Below are 22,206 nucleotides of genomic sequence, written 5' to 3'. Positions count from 1 at the left end.
TCACATCCGAAAGACGCCGTAGCAGACCGGCTCCAGCGGTGCTTGGGCGCACACCGAAAGAGCAAGCCCGACAACCGTTCTGGTGTCGGCGGGGTCGATGATCCCGTCGTCCCACAGCCGAGCCGTGGAGTAGTACGGGTTGCCCTGGCTTTCGTACTGTTCGCGAATCGGCGCCTTGAACGCCTCTTCCTCGTCGGCCGACCACGGTTTGCCCGCGGCGACGAGCTGCTCGCCGCGCACGGTGGCCAGCACCGAGGCGGCCTGTTCGCCGCCCATCACCGAGATGCGGGCGTTGGGCCACATCCACAGGAAGCGTGGCGAATACGCCCGGCCGCACATCGAGTAGTTGCCCGCACCATAAGATCCACCGATCACGACGGTCAGCTTGGGCACCCGCGCGCAGGCGACGGCGGTGACCAGCTTGGCGCCATGCTTGGCGATTCCGCCGGCCTCGTAGTCGCGGCCCACCATGAAGCCGGCGATGTTCTGCAAGAACAGCAGCGGGATCTTGCGCTTGTCACACAGCTCGATGAAATGCGCACCCTTCAAGGCGGATTCGCTGAACAGCACGCCGTTGTTGGCCACGATGCCCACCGGGTGGCCGTGGATGTGGGCGAACGCGGTAACCAGCGTCTTGCCGTAGTTGGCCTTGAATTCGCTGAATTCACCGCCGTCGACCAACCGCACGATGACCTCGTGCACGTCGTAGGGCACCCGAGGGTCGGGCGGCACCACGTCGTAGAGCTCCGTCTGGGCGCACCTGGGCGCCACCGGCGACCGCACGTCCCACGGGCTGGGCGCGCGCGGGCCGAAGGTGGCCGCGATGGCGCGGACGATCCGCAAGGCATCTTCGTCGTCCTCGGCGAGGTGGTCGGTGACGCCCGAAACCCGGGAATGCAGGTCGCCACCGCCGAGGTCTTCGGCCGATACGATCTCTCCGGTCGCCGCCTTGACCAGGGGCGGACCACCCAAGAAGATGGTGCCCTGCTCGCGGACGATGACCGCCTCGTCGCTCATCGCGGGCACGTAGGCACCGCCGGCGGTGCACGAACCGAGCACCGCGGCCACTTGCGGAATCTCCTTGGCGCTCATGGTCGCCTGGTTGTAGAAGATGCGGCCGAAATGCTCGCGGTCGGGGAAGACCTCGTCCTGCCGCGGCAGGAACGCGCCACCGGAGTCCACCAGGTAGATGCACGGGAGCCGATTCTGCAGCGCCACCTCTTGGGCGCGCAGGTGCTTTTTCACCGTCATCGGGTAGTAGGTGCCGCCCTTGACCGTCGCGTCGTTGGCGACGATCACGCACTCGCGGTCCGAGACCCGGCCGATGCCGGTGATGATCCCGGCCCCGGGAGATTCGTTGTCGTAAATGCCGTCCGCGGCCAGCGGGGAAAGCTCCAAGAACGGGCTCCCCGGATCGAGCAGCCGGTCCACCCGTTCGCGGGGCAGCAACTTCCCGCGGCTGACGTGACGCTCCCGCGCGCGCTCGTTTCCGCCCAGCGCGGCCGCCGCCAGCTTGGCATTCAACTCACCCACCAGTCGGCGGTGCTCTTCGGAGAACGACGCCCCGGCCCTGGCGGGCGAGGCCACCACGTTGTCCATCGCCGCAGCAGCCTCCTTGCCGTCGTGCGGTCGGGCTTTTTGAGTTAATGATCATTAACTCAAGGGTGAGAATACCATTGCCGCCTCTGCCGGTCCAGCGAGGACCCCGACCCCCGAAAAGCGCGAGTTAATCGTGAATAACTCGTGCTAGGTTAGGGCCAATTGACCAAACGGAGGTCCGTCATGACAGCGTCCGCCTCCGAGGGCCGGGCCGGTCCCGCCGACGCTCCGAATCGCCGGAGTCGGTTGAAATCCGACCGCCGCCTACAGCTGTTGTCCGCCGCTGAGCGGTTGTTCGCCGAGCGCGGGTTCCTGGCGGTGCGCCTGGAAGACATCGGTGCGGCCGCCGGCGTCAGCGGCCCGGCCATCTACCGCCATTTCCCTAACAAGGAGTCGCTGCTGGTCGAGTTGCTGGTGGGGATCAGCACCCGGCTGCTCGCCGGTGCCCGGCAGGTGCAGAGCGACAGCAGCGATGCGGCGGCCGCGCTGGACGGACTGATCGATTTCCATCTGGACTTCGTATTCAACGAACCCGACCTGATTCGAATCCAGGATCGCGATCTGACGTACCTGCCCGAGGCCGCCGAAAAGCAGGTGCGCAAATCGCAGCGCCAATACGTCGAGGTTTGGGTGGGCGTGCTGCGCGAGCTGAACCCGGAGCTGGCCGAGGCCGACGCCCGACTGACCGCGCACGCCGTATTCGGCCTGCTGAATTCGACACCGCACAGCATGAAGTCACCGGATACTTCGCGCAGCAAAGCCGGCCGGGCGGCGCGGTCGCGCGCCGTCATGCGGGCGATGACGGTGGCCGCCCTGGCGGCCGGAAATCAGTGCCCCTGAGCAGCCCGTCGTAAAGTGATTCGCGGCGTTATCAGCGAATCCAGGTACCCTGGCAACTCATGAGGTGGACATGAACGATTCACGTCCCACCGAGCGGTTTCCTACATCGCGGCCGGGGCCACCGCAACCGAGGTATGCGCCGCCGCCCGCCGATCCCGCGTATGCCGACCAGATGCCCTACGCACAGCGCTATGGCGGGACGACGTCGCCCTGGGCGCCCGCGCCGAACGAGCTGAACACGACTAAGCAGCTGCCGGCGTACTGGCAGCACGACCTTCCCCCGTCAGGTGACATGCCGACGGGCATGGCTCCCCCGCCGCCCCGCGGCCCGAAATCGTCGCGCTGGCTATGGATCGGCGCCGGCGCGGCGGTGCTGCTGGTCGTCGCGTTGGTGATCGCGCTGGTGCTGGCCAACGACGCGATCAAAACCCAGACCGCCGTCCCGCCGTTGCCGGCGATGCCCGAGCCGAGCACGCAAACGCCGACGACATCGACACACAGGTCGCCCTCGCTCATCCCAGCCCCGATACCGCCCACCAGCGCCCCGGAGCTGCCGCCCGAGACAACCGGGCCCGCCGCGATGCAAGACATCGTCTACACCGTCTCGGGTGAGGGCCGTGCGATCAGCATCATGTACATCGACACCGGCGGACTCATCCAAACCGAATTCAACGTCGCGCTGCCCTGGAGCAAGGAAGTCAGCCTGTCGAAGTCGGCTGACCACCCGCCTAACGTCACGATCGTAAACATCGGCCACAGCGTCACCTGCACCCTGACCGTAGACGGGGTTCAGGTCAGCAAGCGAGTCGGCGGCGGCCTGACGATCTGCGACGCCCGCGGCTAGGCACCGCATCCAGCCGACTACGACGGCTCGGCCGCGGGCTCGGCTACCGCGGCGCCACGCAGCGGAACCCGCACCGCCAGCATCGCCAGCAACCCGGCGATCAGCACCAGCGAGATCCCGCCCAGGCCGGCCCGCACGGCACCGAAGGCGTCGACGAACACCGAGAACAGCCACGGCGCCACGAACGCCACCGCCCGCCCGGTCATCGTGTAGAGGCCGAACGCGACGCCTTCCCTGCCGTGCTTGGCCATGTGCAACAGCAACGCGCGCGACGACGACTGCGACGGCCCGATGAACATGCACAGCAGCAGCCCGCACACCCAGAAGGCCACCGGCCCGGACAGCACCATCAAGGTCAGTCCCAGGACAACGATCGCGAACAGTGACGCCACGATGACGGGCTTCGATCCGACACGATGGTCGACGAAGCCGCCCAGCACCGCGCCCACCGCGGCGACCACACTGGCCGCCACCCCGAAGATCAGCACGTTGGCCTGCGAGATGCCGTACACGTTGACGCCGAGCACCGCGCCGAACGCGAAGATCGCGGCCAGCCCGTCCCGGAACAGCGCGCTGGCGAACAGGAAGTACACCAGGTTGCGGTCGCGCCGCCATTCCGCGGCGACCTCGGTCCACAACTTGCGGTAGCCACCCAGCATGCTCGTCGGCTGGTATTCCTCCGGCGACTCGGTCAGCCGGTGCGCGACGAACAGCAAGGGCAACGCCAGCACCGCGAGCCAGATCGCGGCCACCAACATCGCCTCACGGACATAAAGGCCGTCCCGCAAGGGAACTCGCAGCAGGCCACGCGTCGCGTCGGGTCCCTTGCCGGATCCGGAGATGAAGCCGGTGTAGATCACCAGCAGCAGCAGAACGCTTCCGACGTAACCCGCCGCCCAGCCGAATCCGGATATCCGCCCGGCCGTCTGCGGCGTCGACAGCTGACGCAGCATGGCGTTGTACGGGACGCTGGCCAAGTCGCCGCAGGCCGCCGTCGCCCCGAGCAGCACCAGACCCGCCCACAGGTAGCCGGGGCGGTCCCGGATGAAGAACATCAGGCAGGTCAGCGTCACCGCCGCGGCGGTCAGCACGCTCAGTGCCACCCGCCTGCGATGCGGGGACTCCACCCACACCCCGACGGCGGGCGCGAGCACGGCGACGGTCAGCCCGGCGATGGCAGCCGCGCGGCCCAACCAGCTGGCCGGCGTCGTGGCGCCGGCTATCCCCACCCCGACGCTGCTGGTCAAATAGACGGCAAAGACGAAGGTCGCCACGATCGCGTTCAGGCCGGTGGAGCCGCAGTCCCACAGGGCCCACGCCACCACCCGCGATCGCGCGGGGATGGCACGAGGCGACTCGGGCTGGCTCATGCCCGGCACTCTATCCGCGCTCGCGATCGCCTGCGGGGCCCGTTTGGCCCGCTGTCTACGATTGGGCGCATGCCGCTACCCGCTCCAAGCCCCGAGGCGCGCGCCGTTGTCACCGGAGCTTCGCAGAACATCGGTGAAGCGCTCGCCACTGAACTCGCCGCACGCGGATACCACCTGATCGTCACCGCGCGCCGCGAAGAACTGCTCAAGGCCCTGGCCGCCCGCCTGACCGACGAGTACGGCGTCACCGTCGAGGTGCGACCCGCCGACCTGGCCGACCCGGGCGAACGCGCGAAGCTGTGCGACGAGCTGGCCGCTCGCCCGATCTCGATCCTGTGCGCCAATGCGGGCACCGCGACGTTCGGTCCGGTTGCCACGCTCAATCCGGCCGGCGAAAAGGCTCAGTTGCAGCTCAATGTCCTTGGCGTGCACGACCTTACGTTGGCGGTGCTGCCGGGAATGGTCGAGCGCAGGTCCGGCGGCATCCTGATTTCCGGTTCGGCGGCAGGCAATTCGCCGATCCCCTATAACGCCACCTATGCGGCCACCAAGGCGTTTGCGAACACCTTCAGTGAATCGCTGCGCGGCGAGTTGCGCGGTTTCGGTGTGCACGTGACGCTGCTGGCGCCGGGCCCGGTGCGGACCGATCTGCCCGACGACGCCGAGGCCTCGATCGTCGAGCGCCTGGTGCCCGACTTCCTGTGGATCTCGACCGAACACACCGCGCGGGTATCACTGGATGCGTTGGCGCGCAACAAGATGCGTGTGGTTCCCGGCTTAACGTCGAAGGCGATGTCGGTGGCCAGCGGGTACGGTCCGCGCGCTATCGTGGCACCGATCGTCGGCGCGTTCTACAAGAAGCTGGGCGGCGGGTAGGCGCTACTTCCGGCGGCGGCCGGAACCGAATATGCCTTTCACCGCTTCGCGTATCGCGGTGTTGATCCCGCTTTTCACCGTCGGGTTCTGCAGCACTTCCTCCCACATGGAGGGTCCCTTCGCGCCCTTCGGCTCCGCCGGCTCCGGCATCGGCGGTACCGGCTCATTCGGCGGGACCGGCGGGTAGCCGGACTCGGCTTGCGGCGGCTGCGGCGCTGGTTGGGTCTGCGGCGGCTGCGGGCCGGGCTCAGACTGCCCGGGCCGGGGCGCCGTCTGGCCGTACTTCGCCTGCAGCGGACTGCCTTTCGCCGCGTCCGTGATCGCTTTGGGGCCGATCGACGCCATCAGCGAGCGGGGCACCCGCATGCGGGTCCATGCGACGGGCGTCGGCGCGCCCTTCTCCGACAACACGGTGACCACCGCCTCGCCGATTCCCAACGACGTCAACGCCGACTCCAGGTCGTATACATCGGTTTTGGGGTAGGTACGGACGGTCTTGCTCAGCGCCTTCTGGTCGTCGGGCGTGAACGCCCGCAGCGCGTGCTGAATCCGGGCGCCCAGCTGGGAGAGGACGTCGTTGGGAATATCCGTGGGCAACTGGGTGCAGAAGAACACCCCGACGCCCTTCGAGCGGATCAGCTTGACCGTTTGCTCGACCTGCTCGAGGAAGGCCTTGGACGCGTCGGCGAACAACAGGTGAGCCTCGTCGAAGAAGAAGACCAGCTTCGGCCTGTCCACGTCGCCGACCTCGTCCAGTTGGGTGTAGAGGTCGGCGAGCAGCCACATCAGGAAGGTGGAGAAGATGACGGGACGCACCGGCTGACCGGTGAATTCCAGCAGCGAGATGACGCCCTGGCCTTGGTCGTTGACGCGCAGCAGATCGTTCGGGTCGAGCTTGGGTTCGCCGAAGAAGGTGTCGCCCCCCTCGGCGTCGAGGTTCACCAGAGCCCGCAGGATCACGCCCGCGGTCGTCGCCGACACGCCGCCCAGTGATTTCAGGTCTTCCTTGCCCTCGTCGCTGGTGAGGTGGCCGATGGCGCTACGCAGATCGTCGGTGGTGACCAGCCGGCGGTTTTGATCCTTCGCCCAATGGAAGATCAGCCCCAGCGTTGACTCTTGAGTAGCGTTGAGCCCCAACACCTTTGATAGCAGGACAGGGCCGAAACTGTCGACGGTCGCGCGGATCGGGACGCCGATTCCCTTGGTGCCCAACGACAAAAACTCGACCGGAAACCCCGTCGGCGCCCAATTGTCACCGGTGTCCTTGGCCCGGGCGGCGGTCTTGTCGTTGCCCTCGCCCGGCCTGGACAGTCCGGACAGGTCGCCCTTCACGTCGGCCATCAGCACCGGGACGCCCGCGGCGCTGAGCTGCTCGGCGATCAGTTGCAGCGTCTTGGTCTTGCCGGTTCCGGTGGCCCCGGCCACCAGGCCGTGTCTGTTGATGGTGGCCAACGGGATGCGGATCTGCGCCGCCGGGTCGGCTACCCCGTCGATGACGACGGTGCCCAATTCCAGTGCCTGGCCGTTCACGGCATAGCCGTCGGCGATCCGCGTGGCGGCCGTGGCCGCTGAATCGGTGCTCATCGTGCTGCGTCCCTCTTCCCGAGCGTTCGGCATGCAGTTCGACAACGCTCACCCTACTTCTCCCGCTCTGCGGCGGGGCTGAGCTGCGGCGCGGGCTCCACCTGGGCCCAGGCCGATGGGGGCGACACGTCGCCCGCAAGCGGGTGGTGGTATCCCCATGCGTGCCGCGGCAAGGGGCATACCCCCAGCGCCCGGCTCCGCCGCCCTTGCGATCACCACTAGTCTGAGCGCTGTGCGGGACGAATTGGTGTGGATCGACTGCGAGATGACCGGGCTTGATCTGGGCTCGGACAAACTGATTGAGATCGCGGCGCTGGTGACCGACGCCGAATTGAACGTTCTCGGCGAGGGAGTCGACGTGGTGATCCATGCCGACGACGCCGCGCTCGCGGCGATGGGCGAGGTGGTCACCGAAATGCACTCGCGCTCCGGCCTGACCGACGAGGTGCGGGCATCCACCGTCGACCTGGCGACCGCCGAGGCGATGGTTCTGGACTACATCCGCGAACACGTCAAACAGCCCAAGACGGCGCCGCTGGCCGGGAACTCCATCGCCACCGACCGCGCCTTCATCGCGCGTGACATGCCCGCCCTGGACTCGTTCCTGCACTACCGGATGATCGATGTGAGTTCGATCAAAGAACTCTGCCGGCGCTGGTACCCGAGAATTTACTTCGGCCAGCCGGTCAAGGGGCTGGCCCACCGCGCACTGGCCGACATCCACGAGTCCATCCGCGAGCTGCAGTTCTATCGGCAAACCGTGTTCGTCCCGCCGCCAGGCCCCTCTACCAGCGAAATCGAGGCGGTGGTCGCCAGGCTTGGCGACGGAAAAGACGCACCGGGGCCAAGCGATTCGGCCTCCGCGCCGCCAACCGGCTAGTATCAACGTCGCCGCTCGTTGACCGACATCGTGCGCAGGTCGGCTTGCGGCCGTGGTGGGTGTAGTTCAGTTGGTAGAGCGTCAGGTTGTGATCCTGAATGTCGCGGGTTCGAGTCCCGTCACTCACCCCACAGGTTAGGGAGCGTCGCCGCTCCCTGACCTTTTATCGTGTAACCGACTCCCGCGCGACGCCGATGCACCCATGAATGGAACGCAGTGACCAGACCACGTGCCGCCCGGCCGTGGCACCGGCGCATGTGCCCGCCAGCAACGGCTGTTGTGGGGGTCGCGCTGTTCCTCGCGGGCTGCGGTGGGTCGAGTCACACCACGACGACCGTCATATCGACGGTGCCGGCCGAAACCAAGACGGTGACGAAGACCGTCGCCCCGCCGCCGCCGCCGGGGCCCAAGACCTCGATCGAAAAGAACGGCACCTACATCGTCAATAAGGACATCGCGGCGGGCACCTATCGCACCGATGGCGGCGTATCCGGGTGCTATTGGGCCAGGCTGCGCAGCTTCGACACCAACGACATCATCGACAACAACGTCGGCGACGGCCCTGAGGTGGTCCGGATCTTGCCGACCGATACCGCGTTCATGACCCGAAACTGCGGGAGCTGGCACAAGATCGATTGACCGGTACGTCAGGTGTTGGCGTTGCCGGCTTTCCACTGGGCCCAGGGGATGTTCCAGTCGCCGAGCCCCTCGATGCCGGGCAGGGTCGGCCCGACCGTGTGCACCACCTCGACGATGTCACCGCTCTTGCTGTGGTCATAGAACCACTCGGCGTTGCTCGGACTGACGTTGAGGCATCCGTGGCTGGTATTGGTGTGGCCCTGGGCGCCCACCGACCACGGGGCGGAATGCACAAAGACGCCGCTGTACGACATCTGGGTGGCCCAATCGACTTCGGTGCGATATCCGTTGGGCGAGTTGACCGGAACGCCATAAGTCGAGGAATCCATGATGATGTGCTTGAACCGCGCACCAATGATGTAGACGCCGTTGGCCGTTGGGGTGCTGTCCTTGCCCATCGACGTCGGCATGGTCTTGACGACATCACCGTTGACCCGCACGGTCACCGTCTTGGTGGTGTCGTCGGCCGTCGAGATCACCTCGTCACCGATGGTGAAGTGCGTCTTGACGTTGTCCTCGCCGAACATCCCGTCGCCCAAGTCCACCCCGTAGGTGTTGACCGCCACGTCGATGGTGGTTCCCGACTTCCAGAAATGCTCTGGGCGCCAACGCACTTCGCGGTTGTTCAGCCAATAGAACGCACCCTCCACCGGTGGGTTGGTGGTGATATTGATGGCCTTCTGGGCCGCCGCCCGGTTCGCGATGTTCTCGTCGAAGCGGATCGCCACCGGCTCACCGATGCCCACCACCTCGCCGTCGGCCGGACTGACGTAGGGCATGGTCAGGTGCGCGGGCGAACTGGTCTCGAACGTCATCTGCTTAGTGGTCGCACCGCCCAGACCGGTCGCCTTCGCGTTCAGCGTGTAACGCCTGTTGTAGCCGAGTTGCTCGGTGGTCGACCAGCGCAGCCCGTCGGCACTCAACTGCCCACTAATCGACCTACCGTTCTCGTTGACCATGGTGACCGACGCGAGCACGCCATCGGCAACGGTCACCGTGACCGGCGCATCGACGGTTACACCGACGGCGCCGTCGGTCACCGAGGCGGTGACCTTCGGGACCAGCAGGTCGGCCAGGGGGGTGCCCTTGTCGAAGATGACCTTCGACGGCGCCGCCGCCGGGTTGCCACTGCAGGCGGCGCCGAAGGCAGCAATCGCAACAATTGCGACTACCAGCCACGATCGCCGTCTCCGCAAATGCGTCATGCCAGTGACCTTCCATGTGATTCGCTAGTTGGTCACCGCTGACCAGCGAGGTAGCTGCAGGCATTCTAATGGCAGTTCCCTAGGCTCCATCCGCACGCGGGCCGGGGCAGCCGTTCGGTGTCGTCACCGCAACGAATTCGTCATTCAGCCGAGGTCAGGGCCCCACCGGGGGCGGCTTACGCCGGCGAGCCGGCCTCTTCGCGCAGCTGCTCCTCAACCCTGTCGCGGGTGCTGACCGCCTCGACGCGGGCGAGCTTGACGATGGCCGCCGTCATCACGACCGCCGCCATCACCAGCGCGATCATCCCGGCGCGGCCCGTATCGAGCGTCTCCCCCAGGACGACGACGCCGAGCGCCGCCGCCACCACCGGCTGTGACATCTGCAGGGTCGGCATGGACGCGGTCAGCGGGCCCTCCCGAAATGCCGACTGGCTCCACACCACACCCCCCAGCGCGACCAGGACGCAGGCGTAAAGCTCCGGTGTGCGCACCACCGCGCCCACGCCCTCGCCAAGCCGGGCGACGACCTCTTTGGTGAGCACCGCGAACACCCCCCATAGCGAGCCCGACACGAAGGCGAACAGCGCCGCGGCCACCGCGCCACCCCGAACCCGGCCCACCACCAAACAGGTGGCCAGCACCGGGCCAAGGACCACGGCCACCGCGGCCCAGGTCCGCAGCGAGGCGCCCGAATGACCGGCCTGCGGATTACCGACACTGACGACCACGATCACCGCGGCCGTCAGCAGAGCCGCCCACAACCATTCGCGGCCGGCCACGGTGCGGTGCGAAAACCAGGCATTGATGGGCAGCGCAAACAGCACCGAAGACATCAGCAGCGCCTGCACCAGCAGCACCGAACCCTCCCCCAAGGCCGCGGCCTGCAATGCGATGCTCGCCACCAAAAGCATTGCGCCCCACCACCATCGCTGATTGCGCAGCAGACTGGAGAACAGTCCGACGTGGCCGGTCAACCGGTCGGCGATGCAGTGCGCAGCGCGCTGCTGCAGGACGTCGCCCATCGCCACGCAGAGCGCGGAACTCAATGCCAGCAGCGCGGCGATATTCGTCTGAGCCATAGCGTTTCTCCGTCGATGTCCGGCGGCGCGAGCGTGAGTTGTTGACCAATGCAATTGCCCGCCAAGGTCATATCAGCTTCGATCGGATGCGGCTCTGGTGGGCCACCTACTCCTCATGGGCATCCTGGGCGCATCGGTGGCCCAGCGGCGGCGGCCCACCGCAACGGCCTCGCCCTCCCCCGTCGCGGACTGGTCCCGCAACAACGCCGACCACCGGGGAGCCCACCACGTCCACCGGCCTAGCAGGTGAATGGAGGCCGGCACCAGGACCATCCGCACCAACGTGGCGTCGACGAGCACACCGAGCGTGAGTCCCAGCCCCAGCATTCTCATGAACGACACGTGCGCGGGGATCAACGCGGCGAAGGAAATCGACATCACCACTGCGGCGGTGGTGACCACCCGGCCGATGCCGGCGATGCCCAGCGCGGTGCTCTCGTCGGTCGCGGCGCGCGCCTCGGCCGCGGTGGGTGGCGTTTCCCGGACGGCTTGCGATGCCAGCCAGTACTCGTGGATGCGCGAGACCAGGAATACCTCGTAGTCCATGGCCAACCCAAAAGCAATGCAGAACAACAATACTGGGATGTTGGCGTTCAGTGTTCCGTTGGGGGTGGTACCCAGGGCGCCCAGGTGGCCGTCCTGGAAGATCCACACCATCGCCCCGAATGCCGCCGTCAGTGACAGCACGTTGCACACCAGCGCCTGCAGCGGCAGCACTGCGCTGCCGGTGAGCAAGAACAGCAGTGTGAAGGTGATCAGGGCGATCAGCCCGAACACGAGCGGCAGTCGCTTGGTGATCGCGGCGACGCTGTCCCGGTTGATCTGTGCCAACCCGGTCATCTCCACCACCCGCCCCGCCGGGCCGCCGATCTGATGCAGTCGGTCCAGCTGGGAGTTCGAGGACCGCGAATACAGCGGTGCCGTGCTGTCCACGGTGAGGAAGGCGCTGCCGTTGGCCATGCCGGTGGCGGCGGCGGGCGGGCCGACCCGATTTCCGGCCACGAACGTGCCCGTCGGTGCGGAGACCGCGGACACGTCGGGCACCCGGGACAGCTCGGCGGCGTAGCGCTGCAGTTCGCCCGGGGTCACGCCGTGGGCGTCGGGGACGACGACGGACAACGAGGTTCCCAAGCCGTTCGCGAAGTCGTGGTCCAGCATGTCGGCGACCTGACGCGCCGACGCCGAGCGCGGAAGCACGCGCTCGTCGGGAAAGCCCCACTTCACGCCCAGGAACGGCACCCCCAGCAACAGCAACAGCGCGACGACGCTCAGGCCGACCGGCATGGCGCGGCGCAGCACGAATTTCGTCGAGCGGTACCAGAACTGCGACACGAGCGGCTGGTGCGCGGGATCGCGGTAGGGCCGCTGCCCGTGCAGGATGCGGTGCATCACTCGACGGGCGTCCATCGTGTCCAATCTGGGCCCCAGCAGCGCGATGGCCGCCGGGGTGACCACCACGGTCGCGACCGCGACGATCGCCGCGGTGGCCACGATGGTGTAGGCGGAAGACTTCAAGAAGTACATCGGAAACAGCGCCATCACCGCCATCGACAACCCGACGGTGGTGGCAGAGAACAACACCGTCCTGCCCGCGGTGGCCATGGTCCGCAACAGCGCGTCGTGTCGCGCCATCGTCCGCATCAGCTCCTGGTTACGGTTCGAATACTCGGTGCGCGCCAGTTCCTCGCGGTAGCGGGTGATGATCAGCAGGTTGTAGTCGATGGCCAACGCGAGGCCCATCGCGATGCTGAGGTCCAGCGCGTACGTCGAGACGTCGGTGGCGAAGCTGATCAGCCGCAGCACCGACATGGTGCACACGATGGCCAATGCGCCCAAGACGATCGGCAGCGCGGCTGCCACCACTCCGCCCAGCACCCAGACCAGCACCGCGAAGCTCAGCGGAATCGCGATGGATTCCATCAACAGCAGGTCGCGCTGGTTCTGGTCATTGATTTGCGCATACGCCACTGCCATGCCGCCGGCGCGCACGGTGACACCGTCGCGGTCATGCACCAGGTCCTTGGTCAGCGTGCTGGCGTACTTCTGCGCGTCATTTTCCCCGCCCCTGAGCCCGGTTACGATCATTCCGGACTTGCCGTCCTTGCTGATCAGCTGCGCCGCTGCCGCGGGCGGTGACGTCCACGCCGACGACACACTGAGCACCCACGGCGACCGTTTCAGCTGGTCGACGATGTCGGTGCCCACCCGGCGCGCCTGACCACCACGGGCGCCGGTGGGCGCGGTCACCACGATCAGCATCTGCTGATCGGTCTGGTTGAACTTGTCCCGAAGGGTGGCCGTCGCCCGCGAAGACTCCGAGGTGGGGTCTTGAAAGCCACCGCCGGAAAGCGCGTTGACCACGGGAAGCCCGAAGATCGCGGCCCCCAGCAACACCAGGACGGCAATCCCGATGACGCGGCGCGGCGCAGCGATCGCAAGCCGGGTGATCACTTGCAGCATGGCCTATCGCCTACCCGAAACCGTGCCGGTTGACCCGCCCCCAGCGGAATTGCTCACATCAGGCCGTATTTGTGGCCCGTTCGTTTAAAGGTTTGGCCGTCGGGCACTCGGGTAACGAATTTGGAAGCACCCTCGGTACCTGGATTCGGTGTGCGCAGTGCCGGTTTGCCTGGGCTACAAGCGGATTGGATATGCGATGGATGACAACGACGACGGCACCAAAATTCGTCATCCCAGCGAAGACGACTGGCAGGCGGTCTTTGAGAATCAGGCCAGGACTTTCGGCGATCCGGTGGGCCCGGAAGACTTCGAGGCGTGGAAACGCCGAGTCAGCCTCGATGACATTCTGATTGCCGAGGACGTTTCCGATCCGGAGCATCCAAATTTGGTGGGAACGTCCATCATCTACCGCTCGCGGCTCACCGTGCCGGGTAGCGCGACGCTGCGGGTGGCATGGCTGACAATGATCGCCGTCGCCTCGACGCATCAGGGCAAGGGGCTGTGGGCGCAGCTCAGTGCGAAGGGACTCGGAATCCTGCTGGACCGCGGCTATCCGATCGTCTGCGGCGTTCCGACGCAGACCGCGATGTACGACGGTTTCGGTGCCGGGGTGTCGAGCTACAGCCGCACCTACTCCATTGACCGCCGCTTCGCGAAGTTGCGCGACAAACCGAGCCGGATCAGGGCGCGTGAAGTCAACGCGATCGAGGCGCGGCAGCACGTGCCCGAGATCTACGAACGATGGTGCGCGGCAACCAATGGCGCGATATCTCGGGACAAAGCGTGGTGGGACGATTACATGGACGACCGACCAACCCAGCGCGGCAACGGATCTGCGTTGCACTACACGATTCACCCCGACGGCTTCCTGACTTACCGGGTGGTCGGATCGCACCAGCACGCATTCCGTCCACCGCTGGGCACCGTGGTCGTCGAAGACTTCTGCCCGGTCACCGAAGAAGCGCATACCGAGCTGCTGCAGACACTGCTGGTGTTGGAGATGTTCTACCGCGTCGAGGTCGACGTGCCCCCTGATGATCCGCTGCCGCTCAAACTCGTCGACCAGCGCGCCGCCGAAACCAAGGGCGTCACCGATTTCCTCTGGGTCCGCATCAACGACGTCCCCGAAACGCTGGCTGCGCGCACCTATGCCGCCGATGCGGACATCGTGCTGGAAGTCACAGACCCGCTCGACCTGGCGGGAGGGTGCTTTCAGCTGCAGATTCGCGATGGCGCCGGAAAGTGCGCGCCACATGACGGCTCCGCAGACATCAAGATCGGCCTGGCCGACTTGGCCACCATCTACATGGGGGCGCACCGAGTTTCCGAGCTTGCCCGGGCCAACCGCATCACCGAAGTCCGCCAGGGTGCATTGGACGAGCTGGAGGCCGCCTTCAGCACCGACCGGGCGCCCTTCTGCGGCACGGTGCTGTGACGATCAGCTTACCAAACCCGTTGTGCGGCAATTTCTTTCGGTCTGCGGGCGAAGCCGGACCCCAGCGGCGTCGGTCGTGAGTCGGTGCCACCGGGCAACGGTGGGAACCTGGCCGCCCCAAGCATGCAGGCGATCACCGGCCGCACACCAGGTACCCTGGACCAAGGTCGGGATTTCACTCCGTGGCGCAACGCCTGTTATTGTCGCCTACGCGGTCTCGGCCGACCACAAGCGCCGTTAGCTCAGTTGGTAGAGCAGCTGACTCTTAATCAGCGGGTCCGGGGTTCGAAACCCTGACGGCGCACCACATCGAATGTATGACGTCGGGTGATGCTCGACAGTTCGATTCCGACACTCCCCAGCAGCCACGAGCAGCCGATGCCTCGCTCCTACTGCTGTGGGGGCCGATCCGCGTCACGGAGATCCTCCGTCGCGGCGCCGGCGGTGTTGAGGGCCGTACTGCTGACGTCCCTGCCATCGACAACAGCGGGGACCAGGAGGTTGATTCGGTCCCCCGCGCTGAGCCGGACCGCGGGCTCGGCCTCTACCAGCCGGCGGTCGTGGAGGATCGACACCGGCCGGTGACCGTCCGGCCAGTCGAGCTCGCCCAGGGTACGGCCGACCGCGGCCGAGTCAGGTTGGAGCGTGTGTTCCACGATGCGGTATCCGGTGAGCTCGCTGTGCGGGTCGTGTTCGGCGGTTGCCGCGTGCGGGTCGGCCCACTGGGCGGCCTGATGGCTGGCGGCAATGTTCGGTTCGGCGGCATCGAGATAGCTGCCCACTGCGCGCAGCACATTCTGGTTGGTCAACCAGCCCTGGACGCGGCGAGCGTCGGTGTCAATGACCGGTAGCCCGTCGCGGCCGTACAGAACGAGCTGCCGCAGGGCTTGCGTCAGGCTGTCGTTGGCGAATAGCGCCTGTGGTTGGCGAACGCGGGTCACGGGGCCGAACAAGGCCGTCAAGTCCGCGCGGGGGTTGCCGCTGCCGGTGAGATCGAACGGAACGGCAAACCGGTGCATGGCGTCAGCGGCGGTAAGGTCGGCGAATGCATGGGTGGGTGTTGGGCGGTCGATGTCGATACCGCGGCGTAGCAGCTTGGTCGTGTAGATCGTGCCGTAGGACAGCGCGCGAGACATCGTCGTGCCGACGGCGACGGCGAGCATGACCGGCAAGGTGAGTGTGAAGTCCCCGGTCATCTCGACGGTGCTGGCCAGCGCGGTAAGCGGAGCTCGCGCGGCAGAGGCGAATACGGCGCCCATTCCGACAATCGCGTAGAGGGCCGGTTCCCCAGCTCCGGCGCCGATCAACTGGTGGACGACCAGACCGAAAGCCATGCCGGACGTAGCTCCGACGAACAGCGACGGTGCGAACACGCCGCCCGAACCGCCGATGCCGATGGTCAACCCGCAGGCCAGCATCTTGCCCGCGGCGAGGAGCAGCAAAAACCACAACGCATAGTGACCCGCGAACGCGGCGTACATCACGGGGTAGCCCACCCCATACAGTTGCGGCACGGCGAGGAGCAGCACGCCAAGTACAACCCCTCCGACCGCCGGCCTCGCCCAATCAGGACGGCCGCCCCACGCTCGGTCGCACCAATCCTCGGCCGTGTAAAGGACGGTCTTGAAGACAACCCCGATCACGCCTGCGATCGCCGCCAGGAGGGCCACTAACAGGTAGTTGGCGATATGGTCCAGCGCAATGCCCGCGGGCAGCTGGGTGAGGAAAGGAGCCGAGCCGAAGAAGACCCGCGCAATGACGTCGGCCACCATCGCCGAGAGCATGATGGTGAAGACCGCCTCAACCGACAGTTCCCGCAGGATCAACTCCACAGCGAAGAACACCCCGGTGACCGGCGCGTTGAAGGTGGCCGAAATGCCGCCGGCCGCGCCACAGGCAACCAGCACTCGCAGCCGGTTCTCCGGCATCCGCACCCACTGGCCGAGGCCGGACGCGAGCGCCGCGCCGATCTGTACGATCGGTCCTTCCCGGCCCACCGATCCGCCCGTTCCGATGCACAGCGCCGAGGCGAGCGCCTTCACCACAGTCACCTGGGGACGGATGCGACCACCGTTTTCGGCCACCGCGATCATCACTTCGGGCACGCCGTGGCCGCGGGCCTCACGGGCGAACCGCGAGATCAATGGACCGTAAAGCAACCCGCCGATGACCGGGATGACCACAAAGAACCCAACCCCCAGCCAGGGCAGGTGGTCGCTACCGACCCACCCCTGTTGGCCGAACTCGACGTGTCCGGTGGCCAACCAGGTGAATCCAAAGACCAGATAACGGAACGCCACCGCACCTAGCCCGGCACCCACCCCGACCGTGATCGCCACGCAGAACAGACCGAGGTGATCCCCGCGCAACCAGCCGGCCACCCGCCACATCGCCTCAGACATCCACCGCGACATCCGCACCGTACCCATAACCGCCTCCCACTCCAATCGTTCATCACCCTTTTTTCGGTGGCCGGGTGGGTGCAGGTATCGCATGTTCGCGGGTCGGTGCCCGGAGGCGAGCCCAAAGATTTTTTCTATTCGGCGCGCTTCGTTTGCTTGTCGAGCAGGCAAATGCATCGCACAACGCTTCCGCCCAGCAGTCACAGGCAGTTACGATAGCTAATGCAAACTGTTTCCTAGCGTTACTATAACAGGAGGACTGATTGCGCAGCGGTGCGCCGAGTGTTCTGGCACAAGCAAATACGGTCTGGCCCGGTCGAGGCCTTGGTAGTGATCACTGGCGTTCGCACCCAATATTGTTCGGTCACAACGTATTACGTCCGGCACCGCGACGGCGATACCCACCGTATGGCCTTCTGCTCGGTTACCCCTGCGCATCAGTCTCGTAATACGCCCGCCGTCAAGGAATTTCCGGAGGAAAGGGGACCGATAAATGGCCCGCCCGTATCGCACCATGGAATGGGCGCCTGGAAACGCCAGCCGTGCCCGCTGACGCTGCAGTGCGGTGGCAAGCGGTCGGAGGTTCAGCCGCTGGCGCGCCGACCGGGGAGAAATCTTCCAGAAGTCCTTCTCCCAGTAACTCCGGGAGCCCTACCATCGCCGCGGCGGCCTTTTGCAGAGGGGACTCGTGAGAACTGAGCTGAAGTGGGTCGAACCTCACCAGGGCCACCTCCACGCCAGCATCGACGACCGCGGCGAGTATCGAGTCCATGCGGTCTCCACGGGCGGCTTCCGCGCCGAGCGGGTCGATGACGGCTTCGTGCACCACGACCTGGGCCGGGCCGACACAGCCGCGGAGGCGCAGGCGATCTGTCAGGACCTGCACACCCGGACCCTGCGGCGCGCCGGGTGGGAGGCCTACATGGCCGAAAACGACCCGCCGGGCTGGCAGTAGCGAGGCCGGTCGCGTCAGCGATTCCGCACGCGACGCACCGCCACGAACACGACGAGGGCGCCGGCCCCGGCCAGCGAAGCCAGCACCACCGGCTTCTGCACGAATCCGATCACCCGGACCTTCAGGTCGTCGGCGAGGCGCCGCGGGTTGGCCCGCTCGGCAAGCGAGTCGACGGTGGCCGCCAGCTGGTCACGGGCGACGTCGATGTCCTGCTTGATGGCTTCGGGGTCCCGGTCCGCCACTGTGTCCTCCAAGTCGCCCACTATCCGGCTCTTACACCTGCCCGAACTACCCTAGATCAGCTGGCGGTAACCCCGACGCTCCGGTGAACAGAAAGGACTCACCTTGACCGAGACCACGCGGCTCGCACCGGGCGACAAAGCGCCCTCCTTCAGCCTGCCCGACGCCGACGGCAACAAGGTGTCGCTGGCCGATTACCAGGGGCGTCGCGTCGTCGTGTACTTCTACCCGGCCGCGTCGACGCCCGGGTGCACCAAGCAGGCGTGCGACTTTCGGGACAGCCTGGCCGAGCTCAACGAGGCCGGCCTCGACGTGGTGGGCATCTCCCCCGACAAGCCGGAGAAGCTGGCCAAGTTCCGCGACGCCGAGGGGCTGACGTTCCCGCTGCTGTCTGATCCCGACCGCAAGGTGCTGGCGGCCTACGGTGCCTACGGCGAGAAACAGATGTACGGCAAGACGGTCACCGGCGTCATCCGCTCCACCTTCGTGGTCGACGAGAAGGGCAAGATCGCGGTCGCGCAGTACAACGTGAAGGCGACCGGGCACGTCGCCAAGCTGCGCCGCGACCTGTCGGTGTAGTCAGTCGCCGATGACGGCGGCCTTGGTGTACTCGGTGATCGGCCGCGCGATCCCCTGTTCGTCGCAGACCCGCTGCAGCTTCTCGAGCGTCTCGTCGATCCCCGGTCCAAGCCGCCTGCCGGGGGTGAAGGTCGCCGGCAGGTGCTGCATGCCCTGGATCACGCCGATCGTGGGATAGTGCACGGTGCCCTCGGGGTCGCAGCGGTAGTCGGGCATCCGGTCGAGCACCGCCGTGAGCATCGACTTGAACACGATGCGCGCGACATTGGAGCCGATGCAGCGGTGGATGCCCAGCCCGAAGCTGAAGTGCCGGTTGTTCTTTCGGGTCAAGTCGAGTCGGTTCGGATCGGGGAACACCGCGGGGTCGCGGTTGGCCATCGCCCAGGACAACCACAGGCGATCGCCCTCCTTGAATTTCGTGCCCGCCAGTTCGAGGTCGGCGGCGATCGTTCGACCGTCCCCGGGGGCAGGCGTGAAGTATCGCAGGAATTCCTCGGTCGCCGAGTCGAGCAGCGTTTCGCGTTCACGCCTCAGCAGTTCGCGCTGCTCGGGATTTTCGCCCAGCCATTCGAGTGCGTGCGCGGTCAGCGCCGTCGTGGTGTCAAACCCCCCGCCGATGATCAAGCTGAGCATTCCGAGCAGTTCGGCGTCCGGGGCGGGTTCGCCGTCGATCTTCAGTCTTGCCAGCGCGTCCACCAGGCCGGGGCGCGGGTTCTCGCGGATCTCCAGGAGGTGGTTTAACAGGTCCGCTCCCATCGCCATCGCCTGATCCAAAACCCTTGGGGCATCTGGGGAATCGGCGGGTGTGTAGACGTTCGCGTGGGCCGGTTCGCAATAAAGCTGCCACTTCTTCAGGGCTACGCCCATCATGGCCAGGGTCAGGACGGCGGGCACGACGTTGGCGAGATCGTCGACGAAGTCGATCCGCCCGACTTCGATTTTCTCGTCGATGCTGGCCCGCACGATTTCGTCGACAAACGGCTTCCAGCGCTTGACGGCCGCCGGCGACAGGTAGGGGTTGAGGATGCTGCGGTAGGCGCTGTGCTCGGGTTCGTCCATCTCGAGCATGCCGCCGCGAACGCCGGTGCCCTGCGGCAGCGTGGGAATCGTGATGCCCTTGTAGCCGGTGCCCTCACCGGTGACGTCGTGGTCGTTGGACACCTGCGGACATCGCGCGAGCTCGAAAACTTCCCGGTTGCCCGCGGCCACCCAATGCCCGTCGTAGGTGTCGGTCCACGCCACCGGGCACTTGGCGTGCATCTCCTCGGTGATCGCGGTGAACCGCTCGCGGTACTCCGGGGTATGCCGATCAAAGTGATAACGCTTGGTCTTGCCGGCGTCTCCGGTCAGGGTGTTTTCCGTGCTCACGGTGGCGTCTCCTGCGGACGGGGGGCTGCATCTAGAAGCAGTATGCGACGAGACCAGCGGTCTCGTTGAGCGTTTTGACGGTCGAGTTTTCCGCTCAGCCCAGGTTGGCCAGCAGCAGCGCTTCGGTGATGGCCGCGCGCTCCAGCACGCCCAGATGCAGGCTCTCGTTGATGCTGTGGGCCTGCGTCGCGGGATCTTCCACGCCGGTGACGAGGATCTTCGCCCGCGGGAACGCCTCGGCGAACTCGGCGATGAACGGGATCGATCCGCCCATGCCCATGTCGATCGGGTCGGTCCCCCATCCCTGCCGGAAGGCGGCCCGGGCGGCGTCGTAGACGCTGCCGGTGGCATCGATGGCGTAGGGCTCGCCGATGTCGCCGCGGGTGACGCTGACGTGTGCGCCCCACGGCGCGTGCTGTTGCAGGTGCGCGGTCAACGCGTCCAGGTGCGCGGCGGCGTCCCCGCCGGGTGCGACGCGCATGCTGATTTTGGCCCGGGCCCGTGGGATCAGCGTGTTCGACGCTCTCTCGACGGGTGTGGTGTCGATGCCGATGACGGTGATCGCGGGCTTGGCCCACAGCCGCTGCGGCGCCGATCCCGATCCGATCTCGGACACCCCGTCCAGCAAGCCGGAGTCGGCGCGCACCCGCTCGGGCGGGTAATCGACTGCGGCGGCGGTGCTTTCGTGGAGGCCTTCGACTGCGACGTTGCCGTCGTCGTCGTGCAGGCTGGCCAGCAGTCGCACCAGCACGCTCAGCGCGTCGGGCACCACTCCGCCCCAGATGCCCGAGTGCAGCCCGTGGTCGAGCGTGGCGACCTCGACGACGCAGTCGACCAGGCCGCGCAGCGTCACCGTCAGCGCCGGAATTTCGGTGCTCCAGTTGTCCGAGTCGGCGATGACGATGACGTCGGCGGCCAGCGCGTCGCGGTGGGCGGCCAGCAGCCGGCCAAGGGACGGCGACCCGGATTCCTCCTCGCCCTCGACGAACACCGTCACGCCCACCGGGGGTTGACCGCCGTGCGCCCGGAACGCCGCCAAATGCGTTGCGATACATGCCTTGTCGTCGGCGGTGCCGCGGCCGTAGAGCCGGCCGTCGCGTTCGGTGGGTTCGAAGGGCGGCGACACCCATTGGCTGCGATCACCTTCGGGCTGCACGTCGTGGTGGGCGTACAGCAGCACGGTCGGCGCGCCGTCCTGCGCGGGGTGGCGCGCGATGACCGCCGGCGCTCCGCCCTCGCTGACGATCTGCACGTCACCGAAACCGGCCTGCGACAACAGATCCGCGACCGCCTGCGCGCTGCGGTGCACCTCGTCGCGGCGGCCGGGGTCGCCCCACACCGATTCGATGCGCACCAGGTCTTCCAGATCGCGGCGCACCGACGGCAGCACCGCGCGGACGCGCTCAACCAGATCGCTCATGGGTACGAGGCTAGTCGGCCGTCGTCTCCAGAATGGCCACCGCGGCCGCGGTATCCGCTTCGTGCGTCAGCGACACGTGAATCGTCACGTCGGCCAGGTGTTTGGCGATGTCACCGCTGAGCCGGACCCGCGGTCGGCCCCACATGTCGGTGACCACCTCGATGTCGCGATGGATGTCCTCCGGCAGCACCGGGCGCTGCGCGAACCGCGATCCCGACCACGCCTTGATCACGGCCTCCTTGGCCGCCCAGCGGGCCGCCAGGTGACGAGCCGCCGACGAACTCTTGTCCGAGGCGTCGCGGCGCTCCCCGGGGGTGAACGTCTCGGAGAAGACGGTTCCCGGTTGGTCGACCTGCTCGGCGAAATCAGGAATGGAGACGAGATCGATTCCCACACCGACAATTCCCATGGGTCGCCAGGCTAACGGACCG

Annotated in this window: 19 protein-coding genes and 2 tRNA genes; 10 read left to right on the top strand and 11 right to left on the bottom strand. The window is 66.7% G+C overall.

Annotated features, from left to right (window positions below):
- Nucleotides 1-1,599: a carboxyl transferase domain-containing protein gene (locus ACIUM1_RS22575; protein WP_406814753.1), complete on the bottom strand. Its 1,599-nt coding sequence runs from the start codon at nt 1,597-1,599 to the stop codon at nt 1-3.
- 183 nt (nt 1,600-1,782) lie between these two features.
- Here ACIUM1_RS22575 and ACIUM1_RS22570 point away from each other — a divergent pair, with 183 nt between their 5' ends.
- Together ACIUM1_RS22570 and ACIUM1_RS22565 are read left to right on the top strand one after the other, a co-directional pair.
- Nucleotides 1,783-2,439 (top strand): TetR/AcrR family transcriptional regulator, encoded by a 657-nt coding sequence (locus ACIUM1_RS22570; protein ID WP_406814752.1) that lies wholly within the window; start codon nt 1,783-1,785, stop codon nt 2,437-2,439.
- A gap of 64 nt (nt 2,440-2,503) precedes the next feature.
- Entirely contained in the window at nt 2,504-3,283 is a 780-nt protein-coding gene (locus ACIUM1_RS22565; protein WP_406814751.1) for an MmpS family transport accessory protein, read from the top strand.
- 17 nt (nt 3,284-3,300) lie between these two features.
- Here the strand turns inward: ACIUM1_RS22565 and ACIUM1_RS22560 are convergent, their stop codons facing one another.
- Nucleotides 3,301-4,653 carry an MFS transporter gene (locus ACIUM1_RS22560; protein ID WP_406814750.1) on the bottom strand — a complete coding sequence of 451 codons (1,353 nt, stop codon included), beginning with the start codon at nt 4,651-4,653 and terminating at the stop codon, nt 3,301-3,303.
- Nucleotides 4,654-4,722: 69 nt separating this feature from the next.
- Between ACIUM1_RS22560 and cmrA the strand changes: the two genes are divergently transcribed.
- The gene (gene cmrA / locus ACIUM1_RS22555; RefSeq protein WP_406814749.1) at nt 4,723-5,529 is read left to right on the top strand and encodes a mycolate reductase; all 807 of its coding nucleotides are present in this window, start codon (nt 4,723-4,725) and stop codon (nt 5,527-5,529) included.
- Nucleotides 5,530-5,532: 3 nt separating this feature from the next.
- Here cmrA and ACIUM1_RS22550 read toward each other — a convergent pair whose 3' ends face one another.
- On the bottom strand, nt 5,533-7,113 hold the full coding sequence (locus ACIUM1_RS22550) for a helicase HerA-like domain-containing protein (RefSeq protein ID WP_406814748.1): 1,581 nt from the start codon (nt 7,111-7,113) through the stop codon (nt 5,533-5,535).
- Nucleotides 7,114-7,345: 232 nt separating this feature from the next.
- On the opposite strand from ACIUM1_RS22550, the gene orn reads away from it, so the two are divergent.
- The 3 genes from orn to ACIUM1_RS22535 all read left to right on the top strand — a co-directional run bounded on the left by orn (nt 7,346) and on the right by ACIUM1_RS22535 (nt 8,632).
- A complete protein-coding gene (orn, locus tag ACIUM1_RS22545) occupies nt 7,346-7,993 on the top strand; it encodes an oligoribonuclease (protein ID WP_406814747.1) in 648 nt (215 codons plus the stop codon).
- Between the two features lie 55 nt (nt 7,994-8,048).
- Nucleotides 8,049-8,124 (top strand) — tRNA-His (locus ACIUM1_RS22540).
- A 124-nt stretch (nt 8,125-8,248) separates the two neighbouring features.
- On the top strand, nt 8,249-8,632 hold the full coding sequence (locus ACIUM1_RS22535) for a hypothetical protein (protein ID WP_406817817.1): 384 nt from the start codon (nt 8,249-8,251) through the stop codon (nt 8,630-8,632).
- Between the two features lie 8 nt (nt 8,633-8,640).
- Here ACIUM1_RS22535 and ACIUM1_RS22530 read toward each other — a convergent pair whose 3' ends face one another.
- The 3 genes from ACIUM1_RS22530 to ACIUM1_RS22520 all read right to left on the bottom strand — a co-directional run bounded on the left by ACIUM1_RS22530 (nt 8,641) and on the right by ACIUM1_RS22520 (nt 13,376).
- Complete coding sequence (locus tag ACIUM1_RS22530; protein ID WP_406814746.1) at nt 8,641-9,837, bottom strand: Ig-like domain-containing protein; 1,197 nt, start codon at nt 9,835-9,837, stop codon at nt 8,641-8,643.
- A 176-nt stretch (nt 9,838-10,013) separates the two neighbouring features.
- Nucleotides 10,014-10,916: a DMT family transporter gene (locus tag ACIUM1_RS22525; RefSeq protein WP_406814745.1), complete on the bottom strand. Its 903-nt coding sequence runs from the start codon at nt 10,914-10,916 to the stop codon at nt 10,014-10,016.
- Between the two features lie 72 nt (nt 10,917-10,988).
- Nucleotides 10,989-13,376: an MMPL family transporter gene (locus tag ACIUM1_RS22520; RefSeq protein ID WP_406814744.1), complete on the bottom strand. Its 2,388-nt coding sequence runs from the start codon at nt 13,374-13,376 to the stop codon at nt 10,989-10,991.
- A 196-nt stretch (nt 13,377-13,572) separates the two neighbouring features.
- On the opposite strand from ACIUM1_RS22520, the gene ACIUM1_RS22515 reads away from it, so the two are divergent.
- The gene (locus tag ACIUM1_RS22515; protein WP_406814743.1) at nt 13,573-14,811 is read left to right on the top strand and encodes a GNAT family N-acetyltransferase; all 1,239 of its coding nucleotides are present in this window, start codon (nt 13,573-13,575) and stop codon (nt 14,809-14,811) included.
- 231 nt (nt 14,812-15,042) lie between these two features.
- Nucleotides 15,043-15,118 (top strand) — tRNA-Lys (locus ACIUM1_RS22510).
- 82 nt (nt 15,119-15,200) lie between these two features.
- On the opposite strand, the gene ACIUM1_RS22505 is transcribed toward ACIUM1_RS22510, so the two are convergent.
- Entirely contained in the window at nt 15,201-17,240 is a 2,040-nt protein-coding gene (locus ACIUM1_RS22505) for a chloride channel protein (RefSeq protein ID WP_406814742.1), read from the bottom strand.
- A 661-nt stretch (nt 17,241-17,901) separates the two neighbouring features.
- Here ACIUM1_RS22505 and ACIUM1_RS22500 point away from each other — a divergent pair.
- On the top strand, nt 17,902-18,168 hold the full coding sequence (locus ACIUM1_RS22500; RefSeq protein ID WP_406814741.1) for a hypothetical protein: 267 nt from the start codon (nt 17,902-17,904) through the stop codon (nt 18,166-18,168).
- A 14-nt stretch (nt 18,169-18,182) separates the two neighbouring features.
- Here the strand turns inward: ACIUM1_RS22500 and ACIUM1_RS22495 are convergent, their stop codons facing one another.
- The gene (locus tag ACIUM1_RS22495) at nt 18,183-18,410 is read right to left on the bottom strand and encodes a DUF3618 domain-containing protein (protein WP_406817816.1); all 228 of its coding nucleotides are present in this window, start codon (nt 18,408-18,410) and stop codon (nt 18,183-18,185) included.
- Nucleotides 18,411-18,513: 103 nt separating this feature from the next.
- Here ACIUM1_RS22495 and bcp point away from each other — a divergent pair, with 103 nt between their 5' ends.
- Entirely contained in the window at nt 18,514-18,987 is a 474-nt protein-coding gene (bcp, locus tag ACIUM1_RS22490) for a thioredoxin-dependent thiol peroxidase (RefSeq protein WP_406814740.1), read from the top strand.
- Here bcp and ACIUM1_RS22485 read toward each other — a convergent pair whose 3' ends face one another.
- The 3 genes from ACIUM1_RS22485 to ACIUM1_RS22475 all read right to left on the bottom strand — a co-directional run bounded on the left by ACIUM1_RS22485 (nt 18,988) and on the right by ACIUM1_RS22475 (nt 22,184).
- Nucleotides 18,988-20,355, bottom strand: coding sequence for a cytochrome P450 (locus ACIUM1_RS22485; protein ID WP_406814739.1), 1,368 nt, complete (start codon nt 20,353-20,355; stop codon nt 18,988-18,990). It abuts the gene before it with no gap.
- 94 nt (nt 20,356-20,449) lie between these two features.
- A complete protein-coding gene (locus ACIUM1_RS22480) occupies nt 20,450-21,775 on the bottom strand; it encodes a dipeptidase (protein ID WP_406814738.1) in 1,326 nt (441 codons plus the stop codon).
- 10 nt (nt 21,776-21,785) lie between these two features.
- The gene (locus ACIUM1_RS22475) at nt 21,786-22,184 is read right to left on the bottom strand and encodes a holo-ACP synthase (RefSeq protein WP_067097005.1); all 399 of its coding nucleotides are present in this window, start codon (nt 22,182-22,184) and stop codon (nt 21,786-21,788) included.
- Nucleotides 22,185-22,206: the final 22 nt, after the last annotated feature.

The sequence above is a fragment of the Mycobacterium sp. M23085 genome (assembly GCF_045343915.1).
Classification (GTDB): domain Bacteria; phylum Actinomycetota; class Actinomycetes; order Mycobacteriales; family Mycobacteriaceae; genus Mycobacterium.
This window is presented reverse-complemented; position numbering and strand designations above follow the sequence as displayed.